Consider the following 13,109-nt stretch of genomic DNA (forward strand, 5'->3'; position numbering starts at 1 on the left):
GCGAAGGACATGCGAAAGGTCCGGCGTAGAGGGTAAGACCCCCGTAGCTGAAATTCATGCGGCTCGTTTAAGAGACACCCAAGTAGCACGGGGCCCGAGAAATCCCGTGTGAATCTGGCGGGACCACCCGCTAAGCCTAAATATTCCCTGGTGACCGATAGCGGATAGTACCGTGAGGGAATGGTGAAAAGTACCGCGGGAGCGGAGTGAAATAGTACCTGAAACCGTGTGCCTACAAGCCGTGGGAGCGTCGGACATAGCTTGCTATGTCTCGTGACTGCGTGCCTTTTGAAGAATGAGCCTGCGAGTTTGCGGTGTGTTGCGAGGTTAACCCGTGTGGGGAAGCCGTAGCGAAAGCGAGTCCGAATAGGGCGATTCAGTAGCACGCTCAAGACCCGAAGCGGAGTGATCTAGCCATGGGCAGGTTGAAGCGGAGGTAAGACTTCGTGGAGGACCGAACCCACCAGGGTTGAAAACCTGGGGGATGACCTGTGGTTAGGGGTGAAAGGCCAATCAAACTCCGTGATAGCTGGTTCTCCCCGAAATGCATTTAGGTGCAGCGTCGTGTGTTTCTTGCCGGAGGTAGAGCACTGGATAGGCGATGGGCCCTACCGGGTTACTGACCTTAGCCAAACTCCGAATGCCGGTAAGTGAGAGCACGGCAGTGAGACTGTGGGGGATAAGCTCCATGGTCGAGAGGGAAACAGCCCAGAGCATCGACTAAGGCCCCTAAGCGTACGCTAAGTGGGAAAGGATGTGGAGTCGCAGAGACAACCAGGAGGTTGGCTTAGAAGCAGCCACCCTTGAAAGAGTGCGTAATAGCTCACTGGTCAAGTGATTCCGCGCCGACAATGTAGCGGGGCTCAAGCGTACCGCCGAAGTCGTGTCATTGCAGCAATAAGCCCCAACGGGTGCTGTGATGGGTAGGGGAGCGTCGTGTGCCGGGTGAAGCAGCCGCGGAAGCGAGTTGTGGACGGTTCACGAGTGAGAATGCAGGCATGAGTAGCGATACACACGTGAGAAACGTGTGCGCCGATTGACTAAGGGTTCCTGGGTCAAGCTGATCTGCCCAGGGTAAGTCGGGACCTAAGGCGAGGCCGACAGGCGTAGTCGATGGACAACCGGTTGATATTCCGGTACCCGCTTTGAAACGCCCAATATCGAGCCCATTAATGCTAAGGCCGTGAAGCCGCCCTGGAGCCTTCGGGCAAAGGGGAGTGGTGGAGCCGCTGACCCAAGGTGGTAGTAGGTAAGCGATGGGGTGACGCAGGAAGGTAGTCCAGCCCGGGCGGTGGTAGTCCCGGGGTAAGGGTGTAGGCCGTGTGGTAGGCAAATCCGTCACACATTAAGGCTGAGACCTGATGCCGAGCCGATTGTGGTGAAGTGGATGATCCTATGCTGTCGAGAAAAGCCTCTAGCGAGTTTCATGGCGGCCCGTACCCTAAACCGACTCAGGTGGTCAGGTAGAGAATACCGAGGCGTTCGGGTGAACTATGGTTAAGGAACTCGGCAAAATGCCCCCGTAACTTCGGGAGAAGGGGGGCCACGTCTGGTGATCGGATTTACTCCGTGAGCTGGGGGTGGCCGCAGAGACCAGCGAGAAGCGACTGTTTACTAAAAACACAGGTCCGTGCGAAGCCGTAAGGCGATGTATACGGACTGACGCCTGCCCGGTGCTGGAACGTTAAGGGGACCGGTTAGCTCTGTTTCGACAGGGCGAAGCTGAGAACTTAAGCGCCAGTAAACGGCGGTGGTAACTATAACCATCCTAAGGTAGCGAAATTCCTTGTCGGGTAAGTTCCGACCTGCACGAATGGCGTAACGACTTCTCGACTGTCTCAACCATAGGCCCGGTGAAATTGCACTACGAGTAAAGATGCTCGTTTCGCGCAGCAGGACGGAAAGACCCCGGGACCTTTACTACAGTTTGATATTGGTGTTCGGTTCGGCTTGTGTAGGATAGGTGGGAGACTTTGAAGCCGTGACGCCAGTCATGGTGGAGTCGCCGTTGAAATACCACTCTGGTCGTGCTGGATGTCTAACCTCGGTCCGTGATCCGGATCAGGGACAGTGTCTGATGGGTAGTTTAACTGGGGCGGTTGCCTCCCAAAGGGTAACGGAGGCGCCCAAAGGTTCCCTCAGCCTGGTTGGCAATCAGGTGTTGAGTGTAAGTGCACAAGGGAGCTTGACTGTGAGACCGACGGGTCGAGCAGGGACGAAAGTCGGGACTAGTGATCCGGCGGTGGCTTGTGGAAGCGCCGTCGCTCAACGGATAAAAGGTACCCCGGGGATAACAGGCTGATCTTCCCCAAGAGTCCATATCGACGGGATGGTTTGGCACCTCGATGTCGGCTCGTCGCATCCTGGGGCTGGAGTCGGTCCCAAGGGTTGGGCTGTTCGCCCATTAAAGCGGTACGCGAGCTGGGTTTAGAACGTCGTGAGACAGTTCGGTCCCTATCCGCTGTGCGCGTAGGAATATTGAGAAGGGCTGTCCCTAGTACGAGAGGACCGGGACGGACGAACCTCTGGTGTGCCAGTTGTCCTGCCAAGGGCATGGCTGGTTGGCTACGTTCGGGAGGGATAACCGCTGAAAGCATCTAAGCGGGAAGCCTGCTTCGAGATGAGTATTCCCACCTCCTTGAGAGGGTAAGGCTCCCAGTAGACGACTGGGTTGATAGGCCGGATGTGGAAGCCCAGTAATGGGTGGAGCTGACCGGTACTAATAGGCCGAGGGCTTGTCCTCAGTTGCTCGCGTCCACTGTGTTAGTTCTGAAGTAACGAACTCGCCCCCTGAGGGGTGCGGCTTGAGTTCAACTTCATAGTGTTTCGGTGGTCATAGCGTTAGGGAAACGCCCGGTTACATTCCGAACCCGGAAGCTAAGCCTTTCAGCGCCGATGGTACTGCAGGGGGGACCCTGTGGGAGAGTAGGACGCCGCCGAACAATCATTGTGGGAAAGCCCCGCACCATTCATGGTGCGGGGCTTTTCTGCGTTTACGGGGCAGGCCGGGCGGTGGGAGGATGCGGGGACTGCACGAGAGGATCGGGACGAGTGGGGCGTGAGGAGCGGGACGCGGTCGCGAGGGGGGTGCTACTGTCCGAGGCGGCTCAGGCGGTGGTCGACGACCATGCCAGGGCTGTCGAGGCGGTGCGGGCGGCACTCGAGCCGTTGCACGACGCGGCGGTCAAGCGGGAGCTCGACGCCATCGCCGTCAGCCGGCTCCAGGACGTCACGGAGGGCCGTCTGAGGCTGGGGAGTGTCGAGCGCGAGGGCTTCGGCACGGTGGGCCGCGTCCTCGAGGCGAGCCCGTATCGGCTGCGTCAGATTCCCGGAGTCGGGCAGCGTACGGTCGATCAGATGCTCGCGGCGGCCCGCCGGATCTCCGAGGCCGTGCGCGACACGGTGGCCGTGCACATCGACGTGGACCGGCCGGAACCGCGTACCACCGCACTCGTCATGGCCCTGCACGTCCTGGTCGAAGCCGGCCCGCAGGCGCGGCGCGCGGTGGAGCGGGCCGCGGAGGTGCCGGGGCGGCTCAGGCCCTTGTTGGTCGAGGCGCGGGCGGCCACCGGGCCGTTCAGGTTGTTGCTGGCCGGTCGGGAGAAGAAGACACGAGCCCTGGCCGCGGTCGCCGGGATCCGGTCGGAGGTGGACGAGGCGGAGCGGTCCGGTCTGCCCGGGCTGCTCGCCCAGGCGTCCGTGGACCTGCTGCGCGGGGCCCCTTCCGACATCGCGGCATGGGTGGACTTCGAGCTTCGTTCCGCCGAGTACTACAGCGTGCTGGCCGAGATCTCCGGGCGGTTGCCGGACCCGGCCGCCGCCGAGGGCTTCCTGCCGGAGGAGATCGCCGAGCGGATACGGACGCAGCGGCTCGACGACTCGCACCGGCGGGTGTCCCTGCGCGGGTACCAGGCCTTCGGAGCGCGGTTCGCCCTGGCGCAGCGCAAGGTGATCCTCGGCGACGAGATGGGGCTGGGCAAGACCATCCAGGCGATCGCCGTGCTGGCGCACCTCGCCGCCGAGGGGCAGAGCCACTTCATGGTCGTCTGCCCGGTGAGCGTCCTCGTGAACTGGACCCGGGAGATCGAGGCGCGCAGCGCCCTGCGCGTGATGGTGCTTCACGGGCCGGACCGGCACGACGCGTTCGCCGACTGGAAGGGGCGGGGCGGGGTGGCGGTGACCACCTTCGACGCGTTGCGCGGATTTCCCACGCCGGGCGGCGGGGAGGTCGGGATGCTCGTCGTCGACGAGGCGCACTCGGTGAAGAACCCGAAGACCAAGCGGGCCCAGGCGGTCGCCTTGTGGGCAGAGCGTTGCGAACGCAGCCTCCTCATGACGGGAACCCCGATGGAGAACCGCGTCGTGGAGTTCCGCAACCTGGTCCGGATGCTCGACGGAGGGGTCGCGGACTCCCTGGGCGAGCGCGACGCGTTGGCTGGATCGGTCGCCTTCCGGAAGGCCGTCGCACCGGTCTACCTGCGCCGCAACCAGGAGGACGTACTGACGGAACTCCCCAGCCTCCAGCACACCGACGAGTGGGAGGACCTGACCGCCTCGGACGAGGAGGCGTACCGGGAGGCCGTGCGTGAGGGCAACTTCATGGCGATGCGCAGGGCCGCGTACATGCGCCCCGCGGAATCGGCCAAGCTGGACCGGCTCCGCGAGATCGTCCGGGAGGCCGGCGAGACCGGGCAGAAGACGGTGGTCTTCTCCTACTTCAAGGACGTGCTGGGCGTCGTGGAGGCGGCGCTCGCCACCGGCCCCACCGCCGGGATCCCGATGTTCGGGCCGCTCACGGGCGGCGTCCCCGCCGCGAGGCGCCAGCACCTCGTCGACGACTTCGCCGACGCGTCCGGGCCGGCGGTGCTCGTCGCGCAGATCCAGGCCGCCGGCGTCGGGCTCAACCTGCAGGCCGCCTCCGTCGTCGTCATCTGCGAACCGCAGATCAAGCCGACCATCGAGCATCAGGCGGTGGCCCGTGCGCACCGGATGGGCCAGGTCAGGCCGGTACGTGTGCACCGGCTTCTCGCCACCGGGGGCGTGGACGAGCGCATGGTGCGGATGCTGAAGGAGAAGAGCCGGCTGTTCGATGCCTACGCCCGCCGCAGCGCCGTCGCCGAAGCCACCCCGGACGCCGTCGACGTGTCGGACACCGAACTGGCACGCCGGATCGTCGAGGAGGAGCAGGCGCGCCTGGGGATGGCGGGGCAGGGGGCCGCGGCATCCGGGTGAGGGGGCGGCCAGGGGGAGGGAGCCGGTCAGGCGGTCTCGGGCGGGTGCGTGGCGGCCGTGGCGGCCGAGGTGGTGGCTTCGTGGAGGGCCGTTCGGGCTCGGGCGGGGTTCACCTCGGTGCGGGCGATGACCGTGGGGACCGCGATGCCGGGCATCAGGAGGCGCCACATGCGGGTGACGCGGTCGACCAGGTCGGCGCGGTCCTCGCTCGCGACGGCCGAATAGGTCTGCATGCCCGTACAGGACTCGACGACGAATTCGGCCAATTCCGTGGGCTCGATGCCCGACAGGAGTTCGCCCTTCTCGACCGCGACCCGGAGGCAGTCCGCCATGATGCGGCTCCAGTCCTGGTACGGGGCGATGTCGCGGAAGCCGAAGGAGCCCTGCTCGCTCGTGAGGCGGACGCCGGCCCTGAGGAGGACGTCGGTCTGGAGCTGGTGGGCCCAGACCAGGGTGATGTCGACGAGGCGCTGGAGGCCCTCGGAGGAGAGCCAGGGGACGATCGAGTCCGGCTGCGCGTTCATGACGGCGCGGGCCAGGTCTTCCTTCGACTTGAAGTGGAAGTAGAGCGCCCCGGCCGTGAGGTCCGCCTCCTGCAGGATGCGGTTGATGCTCGCGCCGGAGAAGCCCGACTTGTCGAAGACGACGGCCGCGGCCCGCAGGATCTCCTTACGGGTCTGGATGGCCCTCTCCTGCTTCGGCTGCTGCGCCACGGTACCTCCTAGAACAAACAGAACATTTCTTATGTTACGCAGGGATCGATGGTGCTGCCAACCTCCTCGTGGGGGTGGGGTATGCGTAGGGGCTTATTGCTGGGCATGTCTGGAAATGGCGAACCTGGCTGAAAGTGCTTGGGTAAGCAATGAGCCTTCCTTTACTATTTCTTTGCTCAAAACAAAACGAGCATTCTTTATTTTCATCACTGGAACAGCGTCTGTCACTCGCACCAGCTCTATTCCATGCATCTCAGGGGGAAACCAGATGTCCGTCACCATCGCCAGCGAGAGCCCAAGCGACCTGCACGATCTGCTCGCCACCTCCATACCTCGGGAGTACGTCCACAAGACCGTGCAGTCGGAAGTGCTGCTGACCGGGTGGTTCCCCGTCGGGCCCGACCGGTTCCGCGTCACCGCGCGGTGGCCCGTCGACCACGCCTTCTACGGGCCGGTCAACGGACACCACGACCCGCTGCTCATCGCCGAATCCGTGCGCCAGACCGTGCCGTTGCTCAGCCACGTCGCCTACGACGTGCCCTTCGGGCACCGCCAGACCTGGAGCACCTTCCGGTACGAGATCGACCCCGCCGCCCTGGTCGCCACCGGCGGTCCGGCCGAGGTCGAGATGGACATCAGCTGCTCCGACGTCGTCCGCCGGGGAGGGCGGCTCGTCTCCGTGCGCATGCACGTCGAGATGCGCGTCGACGGGGCGGAGCTGGGGTGGGTGGAGACCGCGTTCTCCAACATGTCGCCGACCGTCTACCCGCGGCTGCGCGGGCCGTACGCCGACATCGCCGAGGCGGTGCGACGGTCCGTCCCGCTGGCCCCGCCGATGGCGCCCGGCCAGGTCGCCCGGTCCCGCTTCGCCGACGTGGTGCTCTCGCCCACCAACGCCCCGCTCCGCACCGAGCTGCGCGTGGACCACTCGCACCCCTTCCTCTTCGACCACCCGGTCGACCACGCCCCGGGGATGCTGCTCCTCGAAGCCGCCCGGCAGGCCACGCACGCCGCCGCCGGGAACCGGGCGGTGATCGCCTCCGCCATGGACGTGGTCTTCACCCAGTACGTCGAGTTCGACGCCCGGTGCTGGATCCAGGCCGACGTGGCGGACGCGGACGGTGCCGGGGGGCGCGTGCGGGTCGACGCCGAACAGAACGGCGTCTCCGCCTTCAGCGCGCTCGTCACCGCCACCCCGCTCCGGCCGTCCCGCCGGGCCGGCAAGATCCCCGGCCCGCGCAGCTGCCGGGGCCGGTGACGGGAGCGGTCGTCCGGGAACGGATGCTTGTACGGGCGTGCGTGCGGATGGGCGTGCGCGTACTCCGGAGTCAGGTCAGTCGAGTTCAACAGGGGGAATGTCGTCATGGGTCAGCCGCTCGGTCATCTGCGTCTCTGCGCCGTCAACATCGACGGGGTCATGCTGGAGGACACCTTCAGCCCGGTCATCCACCACTTCCTCGTCAGCCGGGGCGTCTCGTACACCGCCGACATCGAGCGCAGCATCTTCTCCCAGCGCCGTGCCGTCGCCGGCCGGCTGATGGCGGAGGCGATCGGCGGGTCGATGACGGGGGAGCAGGCGCTGGAGGCGTACTTCGAGGAGCGGGCGCGGTTCGTCGCCGAGCATCCGGTGCGGATGAGCGACGGGGCCGTCGAGCTGCTCGGGCGGCTGCGGGCGGCCGGGCTCGCGACCGTCTGTTACGGGGGGCTCGCCAAGGACCACTTCGACACCTTCCTCGGCGAGCACGCGGGGCTCTTCGACGAGCCCGGCTACGTCTGCACCGACGGGTTCCGGCCCGGGCTGCGCGAGATCGCCACGGACTACTTCGGGCTCGCCTTCGACCAGGTGCTCGTCATCGACGACGTGGCCCGGGTGGGGGAGGAGGCCGGGCGGCTCGGGATGCCGTTCATCGGGCACCCGAGCTCCTTCGAGCACAGCTTCCAGCGCCGGTTGATGGGCGAGGCCGGGGTGCGGCACGTGGTGGACTCGCTGCACGCGGTCGACGGGGAGCTGCTGAGGACCCTCGACGCGGAGGCGGCGGCCGCCGCCTCGTCGAGACATTGATGACGACGGTACGGGCGAGGGGCAGGGCGAGGGCATGAGCGGGATGAACTTGCTGGACGGCAAGGTGGCCATGGTCACGGGCGCGTCGAGCGGCATCGGGGCGGCGGCCGCCCGGCTGTTCGCCGCCGAGGGGGCGGCCGTGGTGCTGGTGGCCCGGCGCAAGGAGCGTCTGGACGCGCTGGTCGACGAGATCCGCGCGGCCGGCGGGCGGGCCGTCGCGGCGGCCGCGGACGTGACGGACTCCGCGGCGGTCGAGCGGGCCGTCGCGACCGCCGTGGACACCTTCGGCGGACTCCACGCGGCCTTCAACAACGCGGGTTACGCCACGGCGGGGGCGCCCCTGCACGAGATCGACGACGCGACGTACGAGCGGACCGTCGACGTCAACCTGCGCGGGGTGTGGAACTGCATGCGCCACCAGGTGCCGGTGATGCTCGCGGCCGGCTCCGGCGGCTCGATCGTCAACACGTCGAGCGTCGCCGGGCTGAAGGCCACCGGGGCCTCGGCCGCGTACGTCGCGGCGAAGCACGCGGTGATCGGGGTGACCAAGGCGGCGGCCCTGGACTACGCCCGGCAGGGGATCCGGGTCAACGCGCTCGTGGTGGGGTGCACCAGGACCGAGATGATGGACGACGTCCTCGACGCGCATCCGTCGCTGGAGGAGACCTTCCTGTCGCACTCCATGCAGCACCGCATGTCCGCGCCGGACGAGGTCGCCCAGGCGGCGGCCTGGCTGTGCAGTGACCGGTCCTCCTTCGTCACCGGGACCGCCATGGCCGTCGACGGCGGGTCCACCGCCCTGTAGGCGCACGGAGGCGGTATTCGTCAGGGGTGGCCGGGGATTCCCGGCCACCCCTGAGTGCTTCCCGCATCCGTTCCTTTCGGTCAATGCCTCCCGCAGCACACAAAAATACAGAACGCTTGCTATTTTTTGGAGGACAGAAGGAGCGGGGGCATCGGAGGCATGGAAGGGAAGCACGTGGATGGCGATCCAGGGGAGAGCCGTGCGGACGCGCGGCGCGCTTGTCCGGGCAGCGGCTGCGGAGTTCGACGAGGCCGGCTACGAAGGCGCCAGACTGTCGCACATCAGCGAGTTGGCGGCCTGCTCGATGGGGGCCCTGACCTTTCACTTTCCCGCCAAGGCGGCCTTGGCCGACGCCGTCGAGGAAGAGGGCCTGGCCATCACGAAGGCCCTGGTGGACCGCTTGTGCGAGGGGCGGGCGCCCGGCCTTGAGGCGGTCATCGGGCTGACCGTGGGGCTCGTGGGGCTGCTGGAGGATGACCTGGTCGTCCGGTCCTCCGTGCGGCTCGCGCGGGAGCGCCCCGGGGGAGTGGGTCGGTGGGTGGAGGTCTGGCTGCCGGCCGTGCGCGACCAGCTCGGCCAGGCGTACGAGGGGGGCCCCTCGGCCCGTGTCGAGGAGGTCCGGCAGACCGTGGCGGACATGGTGGTGTATCTGCTCGCCGGTGCGGAGTCGCAGGTCAGAGCGGGTTCAGGGGGGTCGAGCAGCGTCACGCGCACGGTCGCGGAGCGGCTGGAGCGCATCTGGCGGCTGGCCCTCGCCGGGGTCCTGTTCGACGAGTTCTGACGGGTGCCCCCGGGGGGTGTCCGGGGGTTCGCGTTCTATGGACAGGGCGGGAAACCACTAGAAAAACAAAGCGAGCGTTCTGTATGGTTCATGACGTCGGGGGCGATCCGGCCCCCGGGGCGTGGGCCCATCGGGCGTTCGCTTGGCGCATCGCAGAGAAACGGGGAAGTCCGTGAAAGTAGCGGTGGTTGGGGCCGGCGGCATCGGCGGCTACTTCGGTGGCCGTCTCGCCGCGGCCGGACACGACGTCCGGTTCGTCGCGCGGGGGCGGCACCTGGAGGCCCTCCGGCGCGACGGGCTGACCGTTGAGGGACCCGAGGGCGACGCGTCCGGCGGCTTCTCCGTCCCGGCCTCGGCGCTGCGCGCCACGGACGACCCGTCCGAGATCGGCCCGGTCGACCACGTCCTGCTCGGCGTGAAGACCTGGCAACTGCCGTCCGCCCTGCCCCTGCTGAAGCCGCTGGTCGAGGACGGCACGGCGGTCCTCACCACGCAGAACGGGGTCGAGGCGCCGGCCGAGGTCGCCGAGGTCGTCGGCCGGGACGCGGTGCTCCTGGGCAGCGCGAAGATCATCACGTACCTCGCCGGGCCCGGCCGGATCCGCCACGTCGGCGGCCTCGGCTCGCTGACCTTCGGCGAGTGGGACAACCGCCCCTCGGACCGGGTCGAGACCCTCCGCCGGGCGCTCGACGAGGCCGGGGTCACCGCCGTGGTGCCCCAGGACATCTGGGCCGAACTCTGGGCCAAGTTCCTCTTCGTGGCGCCCTTCGGCGGCCTCGGCTCGGTGACCGACGCGCCGATCGGCGCGCTCCGCTCCCGGCCCGGCACCCGACGCCTGCTCGCGGACGCCATGACCGAGATCCAGCGGGTCGCGCGGGCGTCCGGCACCGTCCTGCCGGACGACATCGTCACCACCACCCTCGACTTCGTCGACCGGCAGCCGGCCGAGGGCACCTCCTCGCTCCAGCGCGACATCGCCGCGGGCCTGCCCTCCGAACTGGAGGCGTGGACCGGCGCGGTGGTCCGCCTCGGCGGCAGCCACGGCGTCGCCACCCCGGTCAACAGCTTCCTCTACCAGGTGCTCGGCCTGCGCGAGGCGCGCGCCGCCGAACAGCGCGCCGCCGAGCGCCGTACCGGGGGGAGCGCGGCATGACGACCCGCACCGAAGCCACCGAGACCACGGTGGACGTCGCGATCGTCGGAGCCGGGCCCGCCGGGCTCTACGGCGCCTACTACGCCGGGTTCCGCGGTCTGTCGGTCGCCGTGATCGACGCGCTCGACGAGCCGGGCGGCCAGGTCTCGGCGATGTACCCCGAGAAGCTGCTCTACGACGTCGCCGGGCACCCCGGCATCAAGGGCCGGCACCTCATCGACAACCTCCTCGAACAGGCCGCGCCCTTCGGCACCACCCACCTCCTCGGCCGCACGGCCGTCAGCCTCACGCCGAGCGGGCCCGGCTGGACGCTCGGCGCCGACGACGGCACCCGGGTGCACGCGGGCGCCGTCGTGATCGCCGCCGGGCTCGGCCGCTTCGTCCCGCGCAAGCTGCCCTGCTCCATCCCGTACGAGGGCCGGGGCGTCGCGTACCACGTGCCGCGGCTCGCGGACCACGCCGGGCGCGACGTGGTGGTCGTCGGCGGCGGCGACAGCGCGGTGGACTGGGCGCTCGCCCTGGCGCCGATCGCCCGGAGCGTGACCCTGGTGCACCGCAGGGACACCTTCCGCGCCCACGACTACAGCGTCCGGCAGCTGCACGCCTCCCCGGTACGGGTCGTCACCGACGCCCAGGTCGTCGCCTGCCACGGCACGGACCGGCTCGAACGGGTCGAGGTCCGCGCGGGCGACCGGACCCTGGAGCTGCCGGCCGAGGCGCTGGTGGCGGCGCTCGGCTTCTCGTCCGGGCTCGGCCCGGTCGCCGACTGGGGCCTGGAGCTCGAACACCGGCGCATCCGCGTCGACCAGTCCATGCGGACCAACCTGCCGCAGGTGTACGCGGTCGGCGACGGCTGCACCTATCCCGGCCGGGTTCCGCTGATCTCCGTCGGCTTCGGCGAGGCCGGCACCGCGGTCAACCACGCCGCGGTGGCCCTGCGCCCGGGACAGCGGCTCGCGCCGGAGCACTCGTCCGACACGCTCCCCGCGAGCGTGCCGGCCGCACCCGCCGCCGAGACCGCGCCCGCCGTACCCGCCGCCGGGGCCGCGCCCGTCGCGGAGGCCGTCCCGGTCGCCGTGCCCGCCTGAGCCGTCCTGAGGCGCCCCCACCACTTCGACCCGCCCAGAGGGGACTTGGAAGCGATGAAGCTCCACACACTGACACTCATGCCGGACGGCGTGGAGATAGCCCTGCCGCAGGGCTCGCCACTGACGGACATCGAGTACGAGACGTCCGAGCCCCTGATCCCCTTCGGCTGCCGCTCCGGCGCCTGCGGGGCCTGCGTCGTCGAGGTCATCGACGGCCTCGACGCCCTCGGGGAGAGCGACCCCGAGGAGACCGACTTCCTGGAGGACCTGGGCTGGGCGGACGGCAACCACCGTCTGGCCTGCCAGTGCCGCCTCCTGGATTCCGCGACCGTCCGCGTCGTGGAGAACTGACCGCCCACAAGGCGGACCAGAGCAAGCACAGCAAGCACAGCGAACCAAAGCACACCTGTACCGCGCGATCGATCCGAAACGTTATCGACGAGGAGAGTCATGAAGAACCGCGTGTCCAATGTGGGTTATGGCGACCGCAAGCCCTTCCTCAGCGCCGCCGCCGCGGTGGAGCTGCGGGCCGAGATGGACCGGCAGATCGACGCCCAGGTCGTCGAGTGGTACGCCAACGTGCCCGAGGCCGCCCACCTGGAGAGCAAGAACGTCGACTCCGAGTACTACAAGCGCAACCTCATAGAGACCGCCTGGCGCATCCGCCTGCTGCGCGTCGCCGAGTCGAAGGCGCTCACCGAGATCGCCAAGCAGAGCCCCGAGGCGGCTCAGGTCTGGGCGAACTACGAGATGGAGGAGATGCTCCACGACGAGCTCTTCATCCAGGACCTCGCCAAGGTGGGCGTCTCGCGCGAGGAGTTCCTCGCCACCGAGCCGTACCTCTCCACCAAGCTGCTCGCCGGCTACTTCTCGTACCTCCTGGACCACGAGGGTCCGCTCGGCGTGGTCGCGTACTCCTACCTGGTCGAGTACGTGAACGTGAAGCTGGAGCCGCGCAAGCTGGTCGCGCTCAAGGAGTCCATCGGCGAGAAGAACATCGGCGGCCAGATCAGCCACTCGCACACGGACATCAACGACGACCACCCGGGCGAGGTCTGGGCGGCCGTGCGCCACCTGATCCGTGGGGAGCAGGACATCGAGGCCTTCAAGAAGTACCTGGCGGAGCACCAGACCGTCCTCGCCCTGTACTTCAAGGAGCTCGCCGACGACACCATCGCCGCGGACGAGAAGACGGCCGTCTGATCCTGCCCGGTCCGTACGGCGCGTGACGCCGCCGCCCCACCGGCGGCGTCCGCGCCCGGCCCCTCCCTAGAG

The 13,109-nt window shown here is 68.0% G+C and carries 10 protein-coding genes and 2 rRNA genes (1 of these 12 only partly in view); 11 read left to right on the forward strand and 1 reads right to left on the reverse strand.

The annotated features are described in order from the left end of the window. The 3 genes from OG309_RS24135 to OG309_RS24145 form a co-directional block, all read left to right on the forward strand. Positions 1-2,743: ribosomal RNA gene (locus tag OG309_RS24135) — 23S ribosomal RNA — on the forward strand (it extends 377 nt beyond the left edge of the window). 82 nt (positions 2,744-2,825) lie between these two features. Continuing rightward, positions 2,826-2,942: ribosomal RNA gene (rrf, locus tag OG309_RS24140) — 5S ribosomal RNA — on the forward strand. 109 nt (positions 2,943-3,051) lie between these two features. Then, positions 3,052-5,232 (forward strand): DEAD/DEAH box helicase, encoded by a 2,181-nt coding sequence (locus OG309_RS24145; protein WP_329423627.1) that lies wholly within the window; start codon positions 3,052-3,054, stop codon positions 5,230-5,232. A gap of 26 nt (positions 5,233-5,258) precedes the next feature. On the opposite strand, the gene OG309_RS24150 is transcribed toward OG309_RS24145, so the two are convergent. Continuing rightward, complete coding sequence (locus OG309_RS24150) at positions 5,259-5,945, reverse strand: ScbR family autoregulator-binding transcription factor (RefSeq protein ID WP_329423629.1); 687 nt, start codon at positions 5,943-5,945, stop codon at positions 5,259-5,261. Positions 5,946-6,213: 268 nt separating this feature from the next. Here OG309_RS24150 and OG309_RS24155 point away from each other — a divergent pair, with 268 nt between their 5' ends. From OG309_RS24155 to OG309_RS24190, 8 genes are all read left to right on the forward strand, one after another. Then, positions 6,214-7,203 (forward strand): ScbA/BarX family gamma-butyrolactone biosynthesis protein, encoded by a 990-nt coding sequence (locus OG309_RS24155; protein WP_329423631.1) that lies wholly within the window; start codon positions 6,214-6,216, stop codon positions 7,201-7,203. Between the two features lie 105 nt (positions 7,204-7,308). Beyond that, entirely contained in the window at positions 7,309-8,007 is a 699-nt protein-coding gene (locus OG309_RS24160) for an HAD family phosphatase (protein WP_329423633.1), read from the forward strand. Between the two features lie 34 nt (positions 8,008-8,041). Continuing rightward, positions 8,042-8,812: an SDR family NAD(P)-dependent oxidoreductase gene (locus tag OG309_RS24165; protein ID WP_329423634.1), complete on the forward strand. Its 771-nt coding sequence runs from the start codon at positions 8,042-8,044 to the stop codon at positions 8,810-8,812. 178 nt (positions 8,813-8,990) lie between these two features. Then, positions 8,991-9,593 carry a TetR/AcrR family transcriptional regulator gene (locus OG309_RS24170; protein ID WP_329423636.1) on the forward strand — a complete coding sequence of 201 codons (603 nt, stop codon included), beginning with the start codon at positions 8,991-8,993 and terminating at the stop codon, positions 9,591-9,593. A gap of 172 nt (positions 9,594-9,765) precedes the next feature. After that, positions 9,766-10,746, forward strand: coding sequence for a 2-dehydropantoate 2-reductase (locus OG309_RS24175; protein ID WP_329423638.1), 981 nt, complete (start codon positions 9,766-9,768; stop codon positions 10,744-10,746). Beyond that, positions 10,743-11,834 (forward strand): NAD(P)/FAD-dependent oxidoreductase, encoded by a 1,092-nt coding sequence (locus OG309_RS24180; RefSeq protein WP_329423640.1) that lies wholly within the window; start codon positions 10,743-10,745, stop codon positions 11,832-11,834. Before OG309_RS24175 ends, OG309_RS24180 begins: the two co-directional genes overlap by 4 nt. A 78-nt stretch (positions 11,835-11,912) precedes the next feature. Next, positions 11,913-12,185 carry a 2Fe-2S iron-sulfur cluster-binding protein gene (locus OG309_RS24185; protein ID WP_329423641.1) on the forward strand — a complete coding sequence of 91 codons (273 nt, stop codon included), beginning with the start codon at positions 11,913-11,915 and terminating at the stop codon, positions 12,183-12,185. Between the two features lie 99 nt (positions 12,186-12,284). Further along, positions 12,285-13,037, forward strand: a complete 753-nt coding sequence (locus tag OG309_RS24190; RefSeq protein WP_329423643.1) for a hypothetical protein — start codon at positions 12,285-12,287, stop codon at positions 13,035-13,037. Positions 13,038-13,109 lie beyond the last annotated feature (72 nt).

The organism is Streptomyces sp. NBC_01268, from assembly GCF_036240795.1.
In the GTDB taxonomy this organism is placed as follows: Bacteria; Actinomycetota; Actinomycetes; order Streptomycetales; family Streptomycetaceae; genus Streptomyces.

Coding starts and splice junctions, on each gene's coding strand:
- OG309_RS24155 (WP_329423631.1), top strand. CDS start 6,214: ATGTCCGTCACCATCGCCAGCGAGAGCCCAAGCGACCTGCACGATCTG.
- OG309_RS24160 (WP_329423633.1), top strand. CDS start 7,309: ATGGGTCAGCCGCTCGGTCATCTGCGTCTCTGCGCCGTCAACATCGAC.
- OG309_RS24165 (WP_329423634.1), top strand. CDS start 8,042: ATGAGCGGGATGAACTTGCTGGACGGCAAGGTGGCCATGGTCACGGGC.
- OG309_RS24170 (WP_329423636.1), top strand. CDS start 8,991: ATGGCGATCCAGGGGAGAGCCGTGCGGACGCGCGGCGCGCTTGTCCGG.
- OG309_RS24180 (WP_329423640.1), top strand. CDS start 10,743: ATGACGACCCGCACCGAAGCCACCGAGACCACGGTGGACGTCGCGATC.
- OG309_RS24185 (WP_329423641.1), top strand. CDS start 11,913: ATGCCGGACGGCGTGGAGATAGCCCTGCCGCAGGGCTCGCCACTGACG.
- OG309_RS24190 (WP_329423643.1), top strand. CDS start 12,285: ATGAAGAACCGCGTGTCCAATGTGGGTTATGGCGACCGCAAGCCCTTC.